This window comes from Acinetobacter sp. ANC 4218, from assembly GCF_002135245.1.
Lineage (GTDB): Bacteria > Pseudomonadota > Gammaproteobacteria > Pseudomonadales > Moraxellaceae > Acinetobacter.
In genome coordinates, this window is sequence record NZ_NEGD01000002.1 from 228,761 (window position 1) to 247,136 (window position 18,376).

At 42.8% G+C, this 18,376-nt stretch carries 21 protein-coding genes; 12 read left to right on the top strand and 9 right to left on the bottom strand.

The features are described from left to right. The first annotated feature begins 44 nt into the window (after window positions 1-44). The 6 genes from B9T38_RS02745 (at window position 45) to B9T38_RS02770 (ending at window position 5,572) form a co-directional block, all read left to right on the top strand. On the top strand, window positions 45-617 hold the full coding sequence (locus tag B9T38_RS02745) for an HdeD family acid-resistance protein (RefSeq protein ID WP_086195328.1): 573 nt from the start codon (window positions 45-47) through the stop codon (window positions 615-617). A 79-nt stretch (window positions 618-696) separates the two neighbouring features. Continuing rightward, complete coding sequence (locus B9T38_RS02750) at window positions 697-1,845, top strand: glycerate kinase (RefSeq protein WP_086195329.1); 1,149 nt, start codon at window positions 697-699, stop codon at window positions 1,843-1,845. 260 nt (window positions 1,846-2,105) lie between these two features. Further along, on the top strand, window positions 2,106-4,097 hold the full coding sequence (locus tag B9T38_RS02755; RefSeq protein WP_086195330.1) for an ATP-dependent helicase: 1,992 nt from the start codon (window positions 2,106-2,108) through the stop codon (window positions 4,095-4,097). 77 nt (window positions 4,098-4,174) lie between these two features. Further along, entirely contained in the window at window positions 4,175-4,429 is a 255-nt protein-coding gene (locus B9T38_RS02760; RefSeq protein WP_086195425.1) for an RNA recognition motif domain-containing protein, read from the top strand. Between the two features lie 253 nt (window positions 4,430-4,682). After that, window positions 4,683-5,186 carry a DUF6586 family protein gene (locus tag B9T38_RS02765; RefSeq protein WP_086195331.1) on the top strand — a complete coding sequence of 168 codons (504 nt, stop codon included), beginning with the start codon at window positions 4,683-4,685 and terminating at the stop codon, window positions 5,184-5,186. A 107-nt stretch (window positions 5,187-5,293) separates the two neighbouring features. Continuing rightward, window positions 5,294-5,572: a hypothetical protein gene (locus tag B9T38_RS02770; protein WP_086195332.1), complete on the top strand. Its 279-nt coding sequence runs from the start codon at window positions 5,294-5,296 to the stop codon at window positions 5,570-5,572. 53 nt (window positions 5,573-5,625) lie between these two features. Here the strand turns inward: B9T38_RS02770 and B9T38_RS02775 are convergent, their stop codons facing one another. The 4 genes from B9T38_RS02775 to B9T38_RS02790 form a co-directional block, all read right to left on the bottom strand. After that, window positions 5,626-7,344: a cation:proton antiporter gene (locus B9T38_RS02775; protein ID WP_086195333.1), complete on the bottom strand. Its 1,719-nt coding sequence runs from the start codon at window positions 7,342-7,344 to the stop codon at window positions 5,626-5,628. A gap of 151 nt (window positions 7,345-7,495) precedes the next feature. Further along, window positions 7,496-7,651: a 50S ribosomal protein L33 gene (gene rpmG / locus B9T38_RS02780; protein ID WP_001205031.1), complete on the bottom strand. Its 156-nt coding sequence runs from the start codon at window positions 7,649-7,651 to the stop codon at window positions 7,496-7,498. Window positions 7,652-7,663: 12 nt separating this feature from the next. Further along, window positions 7,664-7,900, bottom strand: coding sequence for a 50S ribosomal protein L28 (rpmB, locus tag B9T38_RS02785; RefSeq protein ID WP_086195334.1), 237 nt, complete (start codon window positions 7,898-7,900; stop codon window positions 7,664-7,666). A gap of 162 nt (window positions 7,901-8,062) precedes the next feature. Further along, on the bottom strand, window positions 8,063-9,511 hold the full coding sequence (locus B9T38_RS02790) for a coniferyl aldehyde dehydrogenase (protein WP_086195335.1): 1,449 nt from the start codon (window positions 9,509-9,511) through the stop codon (window positions 8,063-8,065). A 116-nt stretch (window positions 9,512-9,627) separates the two neighbouring features. Between B9T38_RS02790 and B9T38_RS02795 the strand changes: the two genes are divergently transcribed. The 5 genes from B9T38_RS02795 to B9T38_RS02815 all read left to right on the top strand — a co-directional run bounded on the left by B9T38_RS02795 (window position 9,628) and on the right by B9T38_RS02815 (window position 13,318). Further along, on the top strand, window positions 9,628-10,329 hold the full coding sequence (locus B9T38_RS02795; protein WP_086195336.1) for a TetR/AcrR family transcriptional regulator: 702 nt from the start codon (window positions 9,628-9,630) through the stop codon (window positions 10,327-10,329). Between the two features lie 78 nt (window positions 10,330-10,407). Next, complete coding sequence (purU, locus tag B9T38_RS02800; protein WP_086195337.1) at window positions 10,408-11,274, top strand: formyltetrahydrofolate deformylase; 867 nt, start codon at window positions 10,408-10,410, stop codon at window positions 11,272-11,274. 210 nt (window positions 11,275-11,484) lie between these two features. Continuing rightward, window positions 11,485-12,273, top strand: coding sequence for an energy transducer TonB (locus B9T38_RS02805; protein WP_086195338.1), 789 nt, complete (start codon window positions 11,485-11,487; stop codon window positions 12,271-12,273). A 20-nt stretch (window positions 12,274-12,293) separates the two neighbouring features. Beyond that, window positions 12,294-12,914 carry a MotA/TolQ/ExbB proton channel family protein gene (locus tag B9T38_RS02810; protein WP_086195339.1) on the top strand — a complete coding sequence of 207 codons (621 nt, stop codon included), beginning with the start codon at window positions 12,294-12,296 and terminating at the stop codon, window positions 12,912-12,914. After that, window positions 12,914-13,318: an ExbD/TolR family protein gene (locus B9T38_RS02815; RefSeq protein ID WP_086195340.1), complete on the top strand. Its 405-nt coding sequence runs from the start codon at window positions 12,914-12,916 to the stop codon at window positions 13,316-13,318. The genes B9T38_RS02810 and B9T38_RS02815 overlap by 1 nt, the downstream gene beginning before the upstream one ends. Window positions 13,319-13,385: 67 nt before the next feature. On the opposite strand, the gene msrA is transcribed toward B9T38_RS02815, so the two are convergent. The 5 genes from msrA to thyA all read right to left on the bottom strand — a co-directional run bounded on the left by msrA (window position 13,386) and on the right by thyA (window position 17,148). Continuing rightward, window positions 13,386-13,910, bottom strand: coding sequence for a peptide-methionine (S)-S-oxide reductase MsrA (gene msrA / locus B9T38_RS02820; RefSeq protein WP_086195341.1), 525 nt, complete (start codon window positions 13,908-13,910; stop codon window positions 13,386-13,388). A 115-nt stretch (window positions 13,911-14,025) separates the two neighbouring features. After that, entirely contained in the window at window positions 14,026-14,487 is a 462-nt protein-coding gene (locus tag B9T38_RS02825; RefSeq protein ID WP_086195342.1) for an META domain-containing protein, read from the bottom strand. A 96-nt stretch (window positions 14,488-14,583) separates the two neighbouring features. Next, the gene (locus B9T38_RS02830; RefSeq protein ID WP_086195343.1) at window positions 14,584-15,651 is read right to left on the bottom strand and encodes an Lnb N-terminal periplasmic domain-containing protein; all 1,068 of its coding nucleotides are present in this window, start codon (window positions 15,649-15,651) and stop codon (window positions 14,584-14,586) included. Window positions 15,652-15,679: 28 nt separating this feature from the next. Continuing rightward, complete coding sequence (locus B9T38_RS02835; protein WP_086195344.1) at window positions 15,680-16,192, bottom strand: dihydrofolate reductase; 513 nt, start codon at window positions 16,190-16,192, stop codon at window positions 15,680-15,682. 113 nt (window positions 16,193-16,305) lie between these two features. Then, window positions 16,306-17,148, bottom strand: coding sequence for a thymidylate synthase (gene thyA, locus B9T38_RS02840; RefSeq protein WP_086195345.1), 843 nt, complete (start codon window positions 17,146-17,148; stop codon window positions 16,306-16,308). A 641-nt stretch (window positions 17,149-17,789) separates the two neighbouring features. On the opposite strand from thyA, the gene B9T38_RS02845 reads away from it, so the two are divergent. Next, a complete protein-coding gene (locus B9T38_RS02845; protein WP_086195346.1) occupies window positions 17,790-18,311 on the top strand; it encodes a CHAP domain-containing protein in 522 nt (173 codons plus the stop codon). Window positions 18,312-18,376: the final 65 nt, after the last annotated feature.

Consider the following 18,376-nt stretch of genomic DNA (forward strand, 5'->3'; position numbering starts at 1 on the left):
GCTAAAACTACAGGTATTCCTCAACAAAAGACTTGAGAAAAAACATGAGAACAGTAGGAAATGATTTAGTTCGACATCAGCTGCATGAAAATCGAAAGTGGTATTTAGGTCTGGGCATTGTGCTGACCTTGTTTGCTCTTGTACTGCTTGCTTCACTGCCTTTTGCTACGCTTTCTGTGGTATTCCTGTTTGGCATACTGATGATGATTGGCGGTATTCTGCACTTTATTGCTGCTTTCAAAATTTTTGAAGGGGGGACTCGCTGGCTATGGGCCCTGTTTGGCGTTCTGTATCTGGTCGCTGGTTATTATGCTTTTAGCACACCGGTAAAAACCGCGATTGTATTGACCAATCTGTTGGCAATTGTATTGATCGTGGCCGGTATCATCCGTATTTTTAGTGCCATTATTTTTAAAGTGTATCAAGGTTGGGGCTGGATCTTATTTTCGGGCCTGTTAACCTTGGTGACCGGGATTATGATTTTAAAATCACCTGATGCTCCGTTCTGGGTACTGGGTCTGTTTCTGGCGATAGATGTTTTATTTCAGGGGATTAATTATTTGACTTTAGCATCTTATATCAAACGTGAAGTACCGCAAAGTTCGGCAGATGTATAACAGTGAAGTAGGAGAAAAGGGCGCATAGAGCGCTCTTTTTTATTGTATAAAGATTTATTGCTTTCATTTTTTGTTGATTATGCCTAAAACCTTTGTGCTTGCCCCCGATTCCTTTAAAGAAAGTATGACCGCCGAACAGGCCTGTCAGGCGATGCAGCGTGGCATTCAAAATGTATATCCAGATGCGGTGTGTATTTCGGTGCCCATGGCAGATGGTGGTGAAGGTACTGTAGATGCCCTGATTGCTGCACAAGGTGGACAAAAGATTGAGTGTGAAGTGACTGGTCCATTAGCCTCGCAAAAAATCCAAACCTACTTCGGTTTAGTCGATGGGAGAAAAACAGCCATTATCGAAATGGCAAAAGCCAATGGCATCCATCTTTTAGAACCCGCCCAGCGCAATCCTTTACTCACGACTACCTTAGGTACAGGAGAAATGATTAAAGCAGCGCTGGATTTAGGCGTATCCAAGATCATTATCGGTTTGGGGGGCAGCGTGACCAATGATGCCGGTGCGGGTATGACACAGGCTTTGGGTGTAAAATTTCTCGATGCTACAGGCTGCGATGCTGCGGTAGGCGGTGGTCAGCTTGACCAGATTAAAAAGATTGATCTTTCCGGTTTGGATGCGCGTTTAGCACAAACAGAAATCATCATTGCCAGCGATGTGAATAATCCTTTGTGTGGTGCAAATGGTGCATCTTATGTTTTTGGTCCGCAGAAAGGGGCTACGCCTGAAATAGTGAAAACTCTGGATAACAACTTAAGTCATTTTGCTAAGCTTGTTGAGCAGCAACTTGGAATAGATTGTCGGGAGATTGCGGGTGCAGGTGCAGCAGGCGGTCTGGGCTTTGGTTTGATGGTGTTTACAGGTGCCAAGATTCGCTCAGGTGTAGAGCTGGTAATTGAACAGACCAAATTGGCAGACAAAATTGCTCAGGCTGATTATGTGTTGACGGGTGAAGGAAAAATTGATTTTCAAACAAAATTTGGCAAAACGCCGTTTGGGGTGGCGCAGGTCGCAAAGCAATTCAATAAGCCTGTGATTGCTTTTGCGGGTGTAGTTGGCGATGGTATTGATGAACTATATGACTTAGGTTTTAGTCAAATTATCGGGATTAATCCTCCTGAAATTTCAATGGAACATGCAATTGTGCATGCTTCAATGTATTTGGAAGAAGCAGTTGAGCAATATGTAAGAAACTATAATTTTAATGAACTTATTTAAATAATTAAGACATCATCAAATTTGTGAAGTTCCTTCTCCCTCAGGGAGAAGGCTAGGATGAGGGGAGTTTTAAATAGTAACCTCTCCCTAACCCTCTCCTTAAAAAGGAGAGGGAATAACGATGGGCATTTGATTGAGTAAACACAGTATTCAGTTTTTGAAAAAATGCTTAAGGAATAAAAAAATGAATCAAGGCGCATTACTCAGGTTTTACTAAAACCTCTGTTAAACTATTCATCTACCGAACACGATGAGACACCATGAGTTTAGCCACCCTGATTGATGAATTAAACCCGCAACAAAAACAGGCTGCCACCACCGAGGCAAAGCATAGTCTGGTACTTGCAGGGGCAGGCTGTGGCAAAACTAAAACCATTGTGGCACGTGCCGCCTATCTGATTGATCAAGGTGTGCCGGCCAATCAAATTCAAATTTTGACTTTTACCCGCCGTGCTGCCAGTGAAATTGTGGCACGGGTAGAATTGGCTCTGGGCGAGCAGGCCAAAGGTTTACGCGCATCCACCTTTCATACTTTTTGTATGTATTTGCTGCGCCGTATTCCCAAAGCTTTTGGTCTGGAACAGTTTTCGATTATTGACCGTGATGATCAGTTGATGATGTTTCGCTTAATTCGCGGTAAGGATGATAAAAAAAATCCCAATGCCTTGCCTAAGCCGCAGCAGCTGTGTGATCTGTATTCCTTTGCACGCAATACCCGGCAAAAACTCAGCATTTCTTTAGAGAAACAGCATCCTGAATTTTTAGAATATAAAGATCAAATCGCGGACATCATGAAAGAGTATGAAGCACGAAAACGTGCACGTAGCTTTCTGGATTATGATGATATTTTGGCAGTGGTGGCATCGGCACTGGCTCAATCGGAAGGTCTCAGTGATTATGTGGCTTCTATCTGTCAGCATATGCTGGTGGATGAAATGCAGGATACCAATCCATTGCAATGGGCTCTACTCGAACCTTTAAAAGATAAAGTCAGTCTGTTCTGTGTGGGGGATGATGCCCAGTCGATTTACGGTTTTCGTGGCGCAGACTTTGAAAATATTCACCATTTTAAAGAACGCGTACCGGATGCACAGATTTTTAAACTGGAACAGAATTACCGTTCTACCCAGCAAATTTTGGACTTGTCTAACTGGTTGCTGGATCAGAGTCCAATCAAATATGACAAACGTCTAGATGCACATCGTGGCGAGGGCATTAAACCCAAACTGCATATTTTCCCGAATGAATTTGATGAAGCCAAATGGATTGCCATTGATATCAAAGAGCGGCATTTTCTGGAAGGCACGCCTTGGCATGACCATATGGTGTTGGTACGTTCCAGTTTTGCCGCACGTCACATTGAGGCGGCGTTTATTCAGGCCAATGTGCCGTACCGTTTTATTGGTGGTATGAAACTGCTGGAAACTGCACATGTCAAAGACCTGCTTAGTTTATTGCGGGTGATTGCCAATCCGCTGGATGATATTGCCTGGATGCGTTTTCTGACCTTATGGAATGGCGTGGGAGATGTCGGGGCCAGTAAACTGGCGCAGCAATTATTGCAGCAGGACAATCCAGAACTGATTTTTGACAAACTGGAAAAATTTGGCCGTATTCCCGAGAAAACGCTGCTGATCATGAAGCAGATGTCGGTATTAAAAGATCAGGTGCAGGCTTGTGTTGCCTTAGGGATAGAAGCACTGGTCGAACAGTTGGAAGAAAACTATGCCAAAAAAGATTGGTCGAAACGGATGGGCGATTTTGATTTGGTCAAGCAGCTGGCCACCAAACATGATCAGCTGAGTGAATTTCTGGAAGAATATGTACTCGATCCGGTTTCCATCAGTGAAATTGAACGCCAGTCTGAAGATGATGTGGTGACCCTGATTACCATTCATTCGGCCAAAGGCACAGAACAGAAAATTTGTTATGTGGCCAATGTTTCTGCCGGACAGTATCCGCACGCACGCGCACAAGGCAATTTTGACGAAGTCGAAGAAGAACGCCGGGTGCTCTATGTGGCTTTAACCCGGGCCAAAGATGAACTGATTTTAACCAAGCAAAACCTGAATCTTTGGGCGCGGGATCAGGTCGATGAACAGGGACGAAAAATTGAAAGCTATTTCCTGAATGACCTGACCCGCAACCTGTGCACGACCGAGACCCATTACAAGCCGCGTCAGCAAACCGTAAAAAGTGCCTTAATTGAACGGCAATCGATTAATTTAGATTTTGGTATCGATCTCGATTAAACTATCTCAATATTGAAGTGCAAAAAGTAAGTAGGCGAGTGCTTTTTGGTTTTTTTAGCCTATTTAAAGGTCATCAGATGAAAATTTTAGTTCGTAATTTAGAACGTACAGTGACAGAAGCTGAATTGCTTGAACTGTTCAAGCAATATGGCACGGTAGATTCATGCACCTTGGTTTTAGATGCTGCAACAGGTAAATCAAAGGGTTTTGCTTTTGTGGAAATGCCACATGGCCGTGAAGCGGTGAAAGCGATTAAAGGCTTAAATACCCTGCGTTTGCATGGAGCGGGGATTCGTGTGAAACAGGCTGAAGACAAGCCAGCAGCAGAATAAAGAATGAAAGGAGCGATGCTCCTTTTTTTATGGATGAAATAACCAGGCTTTGATCAGGTTGAATTGGTCTATTGAATCCCCATCTTTTGATCTGGAAGGATGTAAATTATTCTGGCTGAAATCATCCATGATCATTGAAGTGACACTCTATATCTCACTCATTGAAATGAATCTTCCACAATTTTTATTGTAATTTTTCTGAAAGACCGTTTAATCTTAACGGTGTAATCACGCCAAATCTTAGGAAATCACCATGTCTCGTGTTGCTCGCTTTCATGCCGATCGTACCAATCAGAAACTGTATTTTGCACGTCTTGCATGTCAACAAGCGGAACAAACCGACCATATTCAGCAAGCTCAGGCACATCGTGAAGCGGCGGTATTTCATTTGCATGGTGCAGTATTGGCATTTTTGCAGGAACTGGTTCGTTACTACCGGTTAAATGACTTTGCTCCGACCTTGAAATCGATTGAAGAACATATGGCAGAAAAAGGGCAGATTTCGCCTGAAGTGACTGTGATGCAGCAGTTGGCGAAACAGGGTTTTATTGCCGAGCTAAAACGTGCCTACCGTATGTGTCAATATGCACCAGAACCGAGTGCTCCAGAACCTGAAGATGAAACATCTTCCAACCTGATTATTAAAGTGACCCAAACCCCTCAAGCCTGGTTGCCGGATACCAAAATTCTGCGTGAATGGCATCGTGACCTGACCCAGTTAATTGACGGGTTTCGTAATGAGATGGTTGAATTTTAAACTTTAGCACCGGTACTCTTGAAGTTTCTGTCATCGACCTTATATAAATAGTCTAAGTAATGCAAAGTGCAACAGCCCTTTGCCACCATGTTGAACATGGAGGATATATGTCTATAGAACATTTGAAAGAATTATTTGGTAGTCAAGAAGCGATTTTAGAACTTGTTCAACTTGAAGGTGGTGAGTTGGCATTGCGAAATGCAGGCTCTGAAAAAGAACCGCTGGTCAAGATTCAGTTTAATGATCAGGTCAAAGCGTTACTTGGTGATCAAACGCAGGTAATTGCCCAGCACATGATGCAGGCGGCTTTGTTTGCCATGATGGAAAAGCAGGTCAATGAGTGGCAGGCTGAAATCATGGATGAACAGCCGAAGTATCTGAGTTAAGCTTGTTTAAACCTAAAAAGCGCACTTTGGTGCGCTTTTTTATGAATTGAAGATTAGTGTGTCGGTGCTTGATGATGCGCAATCTGGATCTGGTTTAAAATATGGTTGGTCATGTTGATAGCCATTTCTTCTTTGGCAAAATAAACCTGACCGATATTTTCACGACGGATCACCTCAGCTTCTTCCTTGCTTTCGGCACATACCAACACCTGAATTTGTGGATTCAAGGTTTTGGCAATGTCGACAATTTTATGGATATCCAGAATATCCATTGGAGACAGTACCAGCAGGCGTGCATGCTGGATATGCGCCTGAATGAGTACCCCGGCTTCGGTCGCGTGTCCGGATACCGCTGCAATGCCTTTGTCACGTAGGCTTTCAACGATCTCACGGTTTTCTTCGGCAATTACCACTTTAATTTCTTGCTGCATTAAGGCTTTGGTAATGCGGCGTCCCACCTCACCATGACCAACAATCACCACCTGATCACGCAAGTATTCTTGTGAGACTTCATCTGGCAACATCGACAGCGGGTCACCACTACGTTCAAGCAAGCGGGCCAAATGTGAGCGTTCACGAATCCAGTTTTGTACCGGTTCAATGGCAGAGAACACAAATGAATTTAAGGTAATGGAGATAAGTGCACCGGCTAAAATCAGGTTTTGTCCTTCTAAAGACAATAGATTTAGTGAAACGCCTAAGGTCGCCAAAATAAAAGAAAACTCGCCAATTTGTGCAAGGCTGGCACCCACTGTTAAAGCGGTGTTAATTGGATAACGGAAGAACAGCACCAGTGCCATTGCCGCGATAGTCTTGCCAATCATAATAATGGCCACCACGGCAAGAACATGCCAGGGCTGCTGCACTAAAATCATGGGATCAAACAGCATGCCTACTGACACAAAGAATAAAATTGAGAAAATTTCACGTAAGGGTAAAGTTTCTTCTTCGGCACGATGGCTGAAATCGGACTCTTTGACCACCATCCCGGCGAAGAATGCACCCAGTGCCATCGATACACCAAAAACCTTATAAGCACCAAAGGCTATAGAAACCGCAGCAGCTACTACGGTCAAGGTAAACAGTTCACGCGATCCCAGACGAGCAACGATCTGCATAATCCAGGGTACCAGACGTTTACCTACAATCAGCATAAAGGCAATAAAGCCGGCTACTTTCAATAGGGTGACAGCTAAAGTCATCCAGATATTGGCATTTGGGTCTGAGCCGGAAATTGCTGTTCCACCCAGTAAAACTGCAGTGGCAGGGAGCAGTACAAGTACCAGCACCATGACCAGATCTTCAACCAATAACCAGCCCACGGCAATCTTGCCATTTACAGAGTTGATGAGACCTTGGTCTCCCAAGGCTTTCAGGAGGACCACGGTACTGGCACAGGACAGGCTTAGACCAAACACCAGTGCAGAGCCAAAACTCCAGCCCCAGATCATCGTTACGCCTATACCAAGCAAGGTTGCTACAGCAATTTGCAGAACTGCACCTGGTAAGGCAATACGGCGTACCTGCATCAGGTCGGTTAAGGAAAAATGCATACCAACCCCGAACATCAGGAACATGACCCCCAGTTCAGCCAGCTGGTTGGCAAGATGAATATCGCCCACAATGCCTGGCGTATTCGGGCTAATCACAATACCCGCAACTAAATAGCCAATTAGGGGAGGAAGACGAATACGTGCAGCAATATAGCCAAAAATGAGTGCCAGTCCAAAGCCAACGGCAAGTAATATAATCAGATCTATATCATGAGGCACTAAAGACTCCTTAAGCTTGAGCCAAAGTTAAGGGTAAAAAAGAATAAGCACAAAAAATGCCAAAAAAGAATGCCTAGAAGTGTAACAAGTCGGGTAAAAAAAATGCAAAAAAAAACGACCCGGAAGGGCCGCTTTTTTCAAGAAGTCAAAATTATTTAATTTTAGCTTCTTTGAAGATTACGTGTTGACGGATTTTTGGATCAAATTTTTTGATTTCCATTTTTTCCGGCATAGTACGTTTGTTCTTAGTCGTAGTATAGAAATAACCTGTACCAGCTGAAGAAACTAGGCGAATTTTATCACGCATTGTACTGACTCCTTAGATCTTTTGACCTTGAGCACGAAGATCAGCAACAACCTTTTCAATGCCCAATTTGTCGATAATACGCATACCCTTAGTGGTTAAACGAATACGTACGAAACGTTTTTCGCTTTCTAACCAGAAACGGTGGTGATGCAGGTTCGGCTCGAACCGGCGTTTGGTTTTGTTATTGGCGTGCGAGACATTGTTTCCAACGACTGGACGCTTGCCGGTAACTTGGCAAACCTTAGACATGGTGAACTCCATTGCTAGACAGCACCGATTGTGCGGCTAGTCATTAAAAGTAAACGGATGAAATCATTCAAGGGGCGTTTTATACCAAAAATACGCTTAAAAGACAAGCGAATTTAAGAAAAACGCGGCATGATCATGTGTGATAGATCATGCCTTGATCAGTTATCGAAGAAGGGTCTTGGAAATCAGTTTGTGAATCGGCTTGTTAAACGGTGGGAGAATGAATTTTAAGCTATACAGCTTTGGATTAGACATTACTGACCGTTCATGCGACAAACTGAAGAAACCTTCTGGACCATGATATTTACCCATACCTGAAGCACCGACCCCACCAAAAGGTAAGTCATCCTGTGCTACATGGGTTAATACCATATTCTGTCCGAAATGCCCTGAATGAGTATGCTGTGCGACATAGTCGGCACGCGCCTGATCAAAGTCGAAATAGTATAATGCAAGTGGACGAGGACGGCTATTAATAAAGTCAATCACATCGTCAATTTGATCATATTCCAGAATAGGAAGGATCGGACCAAAAATTTCTTCTTTCATAATCCGCATTTCCGTTGTGACACCGGTCACGACGGTTGGCGCAATTTTTCGAACCTTGCTTAAATCTTCATGTGCCGGATTTAATTCAATAATTTTAGCGCCATGGGTACGGGCATCTTCCAGATAGCCCTGCAGGCGGTTGTATTGTTTGTCATTAATAATCGAGGTGTAATCCTGATTGTATTCAATACTTGGATACATCTCTTCCACACAGGCTTTAAAATGCTCAACAAATTCGGCGGTTTTACCTTTAGGCAGGAACATATAGTCCGGTGCCACACAGGTTTGACCTGAATTCCACAGTTTACCTGCAGCCAGGCGCTGTGCCACATCTTGCAAATCAATAGAAGGATGAACCAGTACCGGTGATTTGCCGCCCAGTTCTAAAATTACCGGCACCAGGTTTTCTGCAGCTGCTGCCATTACGGTTTTACCAATTTCGGTTGAACCGGTAAAAACAATTTTATCAAAGGCTAAATGGCTAAAAGCATCGGAAACTGGTCCGCCACCATTAATCACCGCAACCAGTTCGGTCGGAAATGCTTCACCCAAGGCTTTTTCCAAGGCACGACCAAAATGACTGGAGGCACTAGAAATCTTGATCATGGCATGGTTACCAGCGGCAATTGCACAAATGAGCGGACCAACCGACAACAATAATGGGTAGTTCCATGGGGCAATAATCCCGATCACACCCAAGGGTTGATATTGCACCCATGCTTTTGCTGGCTGATGGATAATTCCAACATGACGCTTCGAAGGTTTCATCCAGCCGGTCAAATGCTTGCTATAATATCTGATCTGTTCAAGGCAGGTGAGTAGTTCACCGATTTTGGTTTCACCAATAGAACGGTTACCATAGTCTTGATTAATTGCTTCAGCAAATTGATCTTGATATTTAACTAAGATACGCTTGAGGCGTGCTAAACGGTCAATCCGCTCTTTTGCCGATGGAAAGGAATGACGCAGGTAAGCGTGCTTTTGCTGTTCTAGTACGTCATGTAAGTGCTGAATATTAAACGAATGTGGTGTCATTGAAGTTGTTTTTGTCTGACTGTTCATGACCTGCTACCATTGAATAAAAAGCGATTAATTTAATTTTTAGAGTAAAAACTCTAAATAGTCAAGTTACTTTATGTGTTAGTTCGCTAACCTATTGAATGAATGGTTACTTTAGGATGTCTCACTCCAAAACGGTGAAAACCAAAGAACGTATTTTACAGCTCAGCTTACAGTTATTTAATGAACGCGGTGAGCGTTCGGTAACAACCAATCATATTGCAGCTGAACTGAATATGAGCCCGGGTAATTTGTATTACCATTTTCGCAATAAAAACGAAATCATCAAAGAGTTAATGGAGCAGTATCAAGGCGAAACTCTGGAGATGCTGGCATTGCCTGATGATCGTCCGCTTGATGCCAACGATAAAATTCGTTATTTTCAGGTGCTGAGCAGCCAGCTTTGGGCCTATCGCTTTTTGCATCGTGATGTCTATCATTTGGTTGAAAATAATGAAGATTTTAGAAAAATGTATCCACGCTTTGCCGGACAGGTGATGCAGCAGGGGCAAAAAATCTATAAAGCTTTCGTGAATGCGGGCTTAATGGAAATGACAGACTCAGAAATTGAAGCCCTGATTATTAACTTGTGGATTGTTTTGACCAACTGGACCAACTTCCTGTATATGTCAGGTCATATTACCGATTCGAACCATCTGGAAGAAAAATGGGTGTGGCAGGCATTACGTCAAATGGTATTTCTGGAAGGGGCTTATCTGCGTGGTGAAAGCCGTCAAACTTATGAACATTTACTTGAAACGCTCGGCCCTTCAGAGCTTTTTGAAAGTTTATCGTCCAGTAAAAAACATGATGCAGGCTAGCCTATTTAGAAAGCCTAAAAAAAGCGTTAGAATACTCTGCTTGTTTTTCAATTTAACTGATTAGTGATATTAACCAACATGAATATGTCCACTGCTAACACGGCACGTTTACTGATTACTTGTGAAGATAAACCAGGTATCGTGCAAGCTGTTTCGAGCTTTTTGTATCATCAGGGAGCAAATATTACCGCACTTGATCAATACGCGACTGAAGCTCAGGGCGGACGTTATTTCATGCGTGTTGAATTTGAACTGGAAAATTTGCAAAGCCGTAAAGAAAGTTTAACCCAGACTTTTGCCAGCAATGTGGCAGAACGCTATGACATGCACTGGCGTCTGGCACTGGTCAGTGATGTGAAAAAAGTCGGGATTCTGGTTTCTAAAGTCGATCATGCCTTGCTTGAGCTGTTATGGCGTCATGCGCGTGGCGGTTTACCATGTGAAATTACCAAAGTGGTCTCCAACCATGACACCTTGCGTGAAGCGGTAGAAAACTTTGGTATTCCGTTTGAAGTGGTGCCGGTGAATAAAGAAAATAAACGTGAAGCCTATGCCAAAATCGATGAAATCATGCAGGGCAACGATTTACTGATTCTTGCGCGTTATATGCAAATTCTGGATGAAGAATTTGTTAAAAACTGGGAAATGAAAATTATCAACATCCACCATTCCTTCTTGCCAGCCTTTGTCGGTGCGAACCCGTATAAACAGGCCTATGATAAAGGGGTGAAACTGATTGGTGCAACAGCGCATTATGTGACTGCTGACCTCGATCAGGGCCCGATCATTGAACAGGATGTGGAACGCGTGAACCATGATTTCACCGTTGATCAGCTCCGTGAACTTGGACAAGATGTGGAACGCAATGTTTTGGCCCGTGCAGTGAAATGGCATCTGGAAGACCGTATTATTGTGGATGGCAATAAAACAGTTGTTTTTCAATAAATATTGCTAAAAATACTGGTTTAAAAGGCATGTTTTAGGCATGCCTTTTTCGTTTTCGATTCAAAAAACTTATCAAAACGGGCATTTTAATAGTTGCAAATGAAAACACTTCTCATTTATTATTGGAGTGCTTTAATTGTACTAACCGATGAGCCTGATTGCTGAAATCTTTATAGATCTACAATCGCTTAAATTAGGTAACTGATTTTAATGAGTCAATCCTCCGCTCTAAAGATGCAAACTCCCAATCCAATGAAAAAGAAAATGATCACTGCCTTGCTTGCGGTAGTGGTGGGTCACATGGGCGTGTTGTGGGCGGTAGGGCACATGAAAACTCCGGAACTGAAACCGATTGAAAAAGAACCGTTAAAGGTGCGTTTTGTAAAAATTCAAGGGCCAGCAAAACCGCTACCACCAAAGCCTAAAGCGGAACCGAAAAAAGAACCCCCAAAACCGAAAGAAGTGAAACAGGTTGAAATTGTAAAAAAACAGCTTCCACCCCCACCGAAAAAGGTAGAAAAGGTTCAACAAGTTAAAAAAGCAGAAACACCGAGACCCGTGATCAAACCGGTGGAAGCACCACCGAAACCGACAGTAACGACCACGATTTCTGAAACCAAAGTGGTGAAACCCGCACCAGTGACACCTCCACCTGCGCCAGTTACACCGCCTGCACCGGTTGCGCCTCCTGCATTGCCATCACCAAAAAATGTTGTGATTGGTGGTTCAGGCGTGCAATGGAGCCGTTCGCCAAAACCATCCTATAGCAATAGCGATCTGCAAGGGCAAACGCGTACAGCCATGGTGTATATTGAAGCGAATGAAAAAGGGGTAATTACCTCAGCGCATATAGTACGTTCGACGGGTGTTCCTGCTTTAGATGAAAAGATTTTACGCTCTGTGCGTAGTTCCAAATTCAAACCGTACAAAGAAAATGGCGTGGCTTATCCAATCAAGGCTAACCTCCCATTGGAATTGACAGTGAATCCACGCGGCTAACATTTATTAGGAGTTCGAGTATGAACTTTTCAGTTTATTGGCAACATGCTGATGCAGTGAGTAAAACCCTGTATTTCGTGTTATTGGCAATGTCGATTGCGACATGGACCATCTTCATTTTACGTATAATGGGGACTCGCCAACTGAAACAACAAGCTTATGCTCAACTTTCTCAAGCGTTAAGCAAGTTAAAAGCAAAATTTGCAGCTTTGAATTTTGAACAACGTAAAGCTGTGGCAGAACAGGCGTTGTTGCGTCAAATTTCAGCTGAAAAATCCAATGCTGAAAAAGGTGTGGCAGTTTTGGGTACCATTGCTTCACTGGCACCGTTTGTAGGTTTGTTTGGTACGGTTTGGGGTATTTTCCACGCGCTGGTTGCAGTAGGTAAGAGTGGTCAGGCAGGCTTGGCTCAAGTGGCGACACCTGTTGGTGAAGCCTTGATTATGACCGGTCTGGGTTTGGCTGTCGCGATTCCTGCGGTACTGGCTTATAACATGTGTACCCGTGCCAATCGAAGTTTGTCACACGAGTTACAAGATCAGGCACACAGTTTGTTGATTGATACCATGTTGCAACAGGACAGTGCAGCTCAGGTAGAAACTAAAGCAGCAACAAACAATCTGGTGGGAGGTCAGGCTTAATGGGCTTTCAATTGGGCGAAGACAACGATGTAGGTATGAATGAGATGAACCTCATTCCACTGATCGATATTATGTTGGTATTGATGATCATCTTCCTGGTGACAGCAACCGTTGCTAACCCGTCAATTCCATTAACCTTACCTAAAACCACAGCAGATATTACGGATTTGCCGCCTAAAAACGTCACCATCAGTATTAATGCCAGTGGAGAGGTTGCCTGGAATGGCAAGGTGCTCACGCTTGATGAATTGCAGACGAAATTTAACCAAGCGGGTCAGGAACAGCGTCAGCCAACCATTATTTTGAAAGCAGATAAAGAATCACGTTATGATACGGTTGCACAAGTGATGTCTCGTGCGAGCGAAGCCGGGCTCAGCGATATTGCCTTTGCGACTGATAACTAATCTGATCCTTTAAAAAAGCGACCTTAAAGGTCGCTTTTTTTATGGCTAGAATTTTCTACACAGTCGCTTATTCCGGTTTCAGCAGGTCCTGAAACTTGCTGCGCAATTTCATTAATTTCGGAGGGATGGTGAAATTGCAGTAGCCTTGCGCAGGATTGCGGGCAAAGAAATTCTGGTGATAGTCTTCGGCAGGGTAGAACTGCGGTGCAGGGCTTAGCTCAGTCACAATATTGAGACCTTCTGTTTTCAGGGCATCAATTGTGTGTTGTGCCTGCTGTTGCTGTTCATCATTAAAATAATAAATCACAGAACGATATTGAGTGCCGATGTCATTACCTTGACGGTTTAAGGTCGTTGGATCATGAGTGGTAAAAAAGACATCTAACAGCTGAACGAAGCTTATTTGCGTTTCATCATAATCAATCAGAATGACTTCGGCATGGTTGGTATCGCCACGGCAAATATCATCATAACTCGGATGTTCAGTATGGCCACCAGCATAACCACTGACCACTTTTTTCACACCTTTTAACTGTAAAAAAACGGCTTCGACACACCAGAAGCATCCACCACCGAATAAGGCCTGTTGCATAGTTTGATCCTGTATTTGCTTATTGTTTTTAATATAGAGGCTTTCTATGAAGCTAAAATGTATTGAAACATTTTAAACACAAAAGCCTGAGCTTTCAGGCTTTTATTTGAGCAGTTTAACGTAGTTGCACCGGACTGGTAAATTGCAGCAGTACGTTGCCGTAGCGATCAAGCAATTTAAGCGTTTTCCCGAAAACCTGATAGTGGGCTACTTTAGCCAAGGCTGCATTAAATTGTTCAGACGGATTGTTATTTTCCAGACAGGCCATTTTAGTCCCTGCCATTTGACTGAGCACCAGGGTATCTCGACCTGATGCATAGCTGCCCATAATACGATTGCAGCCATCGGCACCGCTGACACGTTTAGTTATGGCATCAAATTGTAAACTTGGAATATTGTGTGCAGTCGGTGCTGTCTTGATTGCGGTATTGCCAATATGGGTGGCAATCCAGCTACGGTTTTGCAGTTGCACTAAATTGGCAGTTTCAATGGTAGCAGATGCACTTGGTGTGGTTTCACAACCTGTCAAAGCAATAGCAGTGCCCAGTATGCCAATAGCAAATATTTTTTTTAACATATTGGAGTTCTCATTTTTGGTTTAACTTGGAGTCTATATAAACAAAAAAACAGGTTTTTCACTAGGATTAAATGGATGTTTTTTATATTTTTAATTTTAAAATTCAGCTGATTCGTCTGTTATCGATGCGGGGATGCCCTGACGAATCAGGCGTGAATATTGTGTGCTGGAGATATTCTTTAACTGGCTGACGCGCGGGTTAATGTAGGCAATCTTATACCACTGTTTCATGCTTAAGTCATGGGAAATGGCATTCAAGTCATAGAGGTAATTAGGTAAATATCCTGAAGCCAGCAGGCGGTAATCTGTTGGGAAAGGTCTTTTGGATATTGCCTGTACCATGTCAAATACCAGCGTGGTGCAGTTACTGGTTAGGCTGTTATACCATTTTGGCTGATGTTTTAATTCATTGGCTTTATGCAGATATTCTTCAAACAGGGCACGTATTTCACTTTTTGGCATATTAATTGGAAAAAAATAGACCTGTTCGCCACGAATATTGCTGCGGGTATAAATCAGATCCTTTTCATCGGCTGCAATCAGGCTGAGTTCATATTTTCTGAAAAAACCGCCATACGTGGAAAATTCTTCATTTTTCTGTTTACGAATTTCAATTGAAAAGGTCAGTGGCGGGCTGTTGGTAAAATCGAAACTGACCAGTGTATGAGCAATGCGTGGTCCCATCCAGTACGATGTAATAATATTTACACCGCTAATCTGGTTTAAATCAAACTGCCGGGTTTCCCAACGTTCATCATAACTGCCATCCGCATGCCAGTTAAAATTGCGTACATTGTGCAGTGTAACCAGATTGCCCTGTTGCTCATAAGATAGTATTTGGGCAACTTCCGGATTCCATTCACGATCCTGTCTGGCTTGCAGACCAAAATACCAGAATAAGCCGACAAGAAAGAACAGAACATAGATCAGCACATCAGTCTGACGGTTCAAAACATATTGGGTGATATAAAGGCCGAGTATGCTTAAGGCAAAAGCGATCCAGATGCCGATCAGTAATCGTGTGACTAAGCCGCCAAAGGGTTGCTGAAACCATAAGGCCAGACACAGCCAAATAGAGGACATAATAACGAACAGACCGAACGCAGTGTGGAGTAGCACCATGCCCAAGGCAAGAAGGAATTTTCTTGTTCCAGTATTATGCATATTTGACTGTTATCTATAATTATTGCCTTTATTTTCGGTACGTTGCGAACTCAAAAGCAATTCCAGTTTTGTCATCAATATGTTGTTCTGAGACGACCTTTTTAAATTCAGCTGGAATTTCCGGATAGTAGGCATCGCCTTGAACGTCTAGTTCAACATGGGTCAGCTCTAAACGGTCGGCAATGTTCATGGTCTGTTTAAAGATTTCACCGCCGCCAATCACAAAGATTGATTCAGGTTTTTCTGATGCTTTAACATCGGCAACGGCTTGAGCCAAGGCGTCTTCAATAGAGTAGGCTACTTTGGTGCCTTCAAATGACCAGTCGGTGTCACGGGTAATGACCCAGTTGACCCGTTTTGGCAAAGTGCGGCCCATAGACTCCAAGGTCTTGCGTCCCATGACCACCACACCGCCTTGGGTGATTTCCTTAAAGTGTTTGAGGTCAGCTGAAATGTGCCAAGGCAGGTCATTATTTTTGCCAATGCAGCGCTGTTGATCCATGGCCACAACATGCACAACTTCTAAATTTTGGAAGGTCATAAAGTTCGCCTTATCTGATTATATTCCCGGATTTTTTTATTCAATTCCCCCTTTTTTTTAAAGGGGGAATTAGGGGGATTAGGAATTTAAGTGGAATGATGAATGAGAAAAAATTAAACCGCTACTGGCGCTTTAATGCCGGGATGCGATTCATAGCCGACAATTTCAATATCTTCAAATTTAAACGCGAAGATATCTTTAATTTCTGGATTCAGTTTCAATTGGCAAAGCGGCAAAGGTTCACGGCTAAGTTGTAATTGAGCCTGTTCAAAATGGTTCACATATAAGTGCGTGTCGCCACCAGTCCAGACAAAGTCGCCTACACCTAAACCGCAAACTTGCGCAATCATGTGTGTGAGCAGGGCATAGCTGGCGATATTAAATGGAACGCCTAGAAATACGTCGGCACTACGCTGATACAACTGGCAGGATAGCTTGCCGTCCTGTACAAAAAACTGGAACAGGGTATGGCAGGGTGGCAGGGCAACCGTTCCCGCTTCTTTCGGATTCCAGCCCGACACAATTAAACGGCGTGAATTGGGATTGGTTTTAATTTCGTTGATCAGCCATGTGATCTGGTCAAAACCATCCTGTTCATATAAACCATTTTCTTTTTTGGTTGCGCCAAAATTACGCCACTGATGACCATAAACCGGACCCAATTCACCTTCAGGACGGCCAAAACGCGCCGTTTGTTCTGCAGTAGCCCATTCATCCCAAATCGTAACTTTGTTGTCTTGCAGATATTTAACGTTGGTATCGCCTTTGAGAAACCACAACAGTTCAATCACGATGGAACGAAAATGCACTTTTTTGGTGGTCAATAAAGGAAAACCTTGAGAAAGATCAAAGCGCATTTGGTGACCGAATACTGAACGTGTACCTGTGCCCGTGCGGTCGCCTTTATCGCCACCGTTGTCCAGGATATGTTGTAAAAGGTCTAAATATTGACGCATGTCTCTCTCATAATATTGTGAATTTCTTGTGGCACATATTAGCCTTTTTTTACCGGGGAGGAAACTGTATCCATTAAGGGAGAAAGCAAGTTTAAAATATGGTGATAATTTTTATAAATAAATGATTTATATGTTTTTTGTTGGTGTTTGCAAAGTGGTATAAATACTAGGGCCTAATCTTGACGGTGTTTAATTAAAAGTTATAGGGGGAAGGAAAATGGATTACATTTTATTGAATGTATTTTTCCCGGGCTTGATAAAAAATCTGATAGGCCTGCCAATAGCCAAGAATAAAAACATGGGTTCATCATTTAAATGAAGTAAAGCATGTGTGGAGAAAGCAATACATGATCTGCTGAACGCCAGATTGTGTATTTATTCTGTTCAATCCCAGCAATTTATCAATTGAAAATCCGGATTTCAATGACAGCGCAATGTGGATGGAGTGAGGATAAAATAAATTTATCAGCAGTATTGGATGATAAAAAACTACAAAAAATAGTCAGTTAACTCACTTATCGGTAATTTATTTATATTTAATTACATTTGTTATATGAAAAATCACATTTTAGGGGTTACCATCTTGCCGTCGAAATGAGTGAAAAGCCGGTAGTGTCAGGCTTAGGAGTGTTTGGTAAAGAATGGTTTATGATCATAATGTAAACATGAGTGAAGTTTATGCTCCTGTTCAGGCAAACATCATAATTCGTTCCCAATCGGGTAAAAAATCGAAAAAATCTTCAGAATTTCAGACTGGGCAGGCCATAGCTAAAAAGAATGTGCTTGCAAAGAATGGCCAGCGAATTGATATCAGTAAATTCACCGATTTCTTGCAGTCCGTTTCTTCAACCAGCAGTTCACAAAAATGTGCCAAAAGTATCAGACTTGCCTTGGAGTCGGCGGGTGCAAGATTTCAAAGTCATCCCGTCGCTGCGGCAGACTGGGGAAATACCCTGATGAAAATTGGTTATCGAGAAATTAATCCTAAGTTCGATGCCCCGAAAGAAGGTGATATTTATATTATTGATCGAACTGGCAAACATGTGTATGGACATATTGCAGGATTTAACGGCAAGCAATGGGTATCTGACTTTAAGCAAAGAAGTTATGATGTTTATAATGAAAAAGGCCTGATCTATAAATATTACCGCCCGAGCTTTTAACTTTTTAAAAAGTTAAAAATAGCTAAACAGAACATTTTCTCAGAAATTTTTCTGAAATAAAAAAG

Bases quoted from the DNA above. Each gene is read 5' to 3' on its own strand.
- B9T38_RS02835 (WP_086195344.1), bottom strand. From the start codon at position 16,192: ATGACCTTCCAAAATTTAGAAGTTGTGCATGTTGTGGCCATGGATCAA.
- B9T38_RS02815 (WP_086195340.1), top strand. From the start codon at position 12,914: ATGGGCTTTCAATTGGGCGAAGACAACGATGTAGGTATGAATGAGATG.
- thyA (WP_086195345.1), bottom strand. From the start codon at position 17,148: ATGCGTCAATATTTAGACCTTTTACAACATATCCTGGACAACGGTGGC.
- B9T38_RS02755 (WP_086195330.1), top strand. From the start codon at position 2,106: ATGAGTTTAGCCACCCTGATTGATGAATTAAACCCGCAACAAAAACAG.
- B9T38_RS02790 (WP_086195335.1), bottom strand. From the start codon at position 9,511: ATGAACAGTCAGACAAAAACAACTTCAATGACACCACATTCGTTTAAT.
- B9T38_RS02795 (WP_086195336.1), top strand. From the start codon at position 9,628: ATGTCTCACTCCAAAACGGTGAAAACCAAAGAACGTATTTTACAGCTC.
- B9T38_RS02830 (WP_086195343.1), bottom strand. From the start codon at position 15,651: ATGCATAATACTGGAACAAGAAAATTCCTTCTTGCCTTGGGCATGGTG.
- B9T38_RS02770 (WP_086195332.1), top strand. From the start codon at position 5,294: ATGTCTATAGAACATTTGAAAGAATTATTTGGTAGTCAAGAAGCGATT.
- rpmB (WP_086195334.1), bottom strand. From the start codon at position 7,900: ATGTCTAAGGTTTGCCAAGTTACCGGCAAGCGTCCAGTCGTTGGAAAC.
- B9T38_RS02750 (WP_086195329.1), top strand. From the start codon at position 697: ATGCCTAAAACCTTTGTGCTTGCCCCCGATTCCTTTAAAGAAAGTATG.
- rpmG (WP_001205031.1), bottom strand. From the start codon at position 7,651: ATGCGTGATAAAATTCGCCTAGTTTCTTCAGCTGGTACAGGTTATTTC.
- B9T38_RS02805 (WP_086195338.1), top strand. From the start codon at position 11,485: ATGAGTCAATCCTCCGCTCTAAAGATGCAAACTCCCAATCCAATGAAA.
- B9T38_RS02765 (WP_086195331.1), top strand. From the start codon at position 4,683: ATGTCTCGTGTTGCTCGCTTTCATGCCGATCGTACCAATCAGAAACTG.
- B9T38_RS02745 (WP_086195328.1), top strand. From the start codon at position 45: ATGAGAACAGTAGGAAATGATTTAGTTCGACATCAGCTGCATGAAAAT.
- B9T38_RS02825 (WP_086195342.1), bottom strand. From the start codon at position 14,487: ATGTTAAAAAAAATATTTGCTATTGGCATACTGGGCACTGCTATTGCT.
- B9T38_RS02760 (WP_086195425.1), top strand. From the start codon at position 4,175: ATGAAAATTTTAGTTCGTAATTTAGAACGTACAGTGACAGAAGCTGAA.
- purU (WP_086195337.1), top strand. From the start codon at position 10,408: ATGAATATGTCCACTGCTAACACGGCACGTTTACTGATTACTTGTGAA.
- B9T38_RS02845 (WP_086195346.1), top strand. From the start codon at position 17,790: ATGGTTTATGATCATAATGTAAACATGAGTGAAGTTTATGCTCCTGTT.
- B9T38_RS02810 (WP_086195339.1), top strand. From the start codon at position 12,294: ATGAACTTTTCAGTTTATTGGCAACATGCTGATGCAGTGAGTAAAACC.
- msrA (WP_086195341.1), bottom strand. From the start codon at position 13,910: ATGCAACAGGCCTTATTCGGTGGTGGATGCTTCTGGTGTGTCGAAGCC.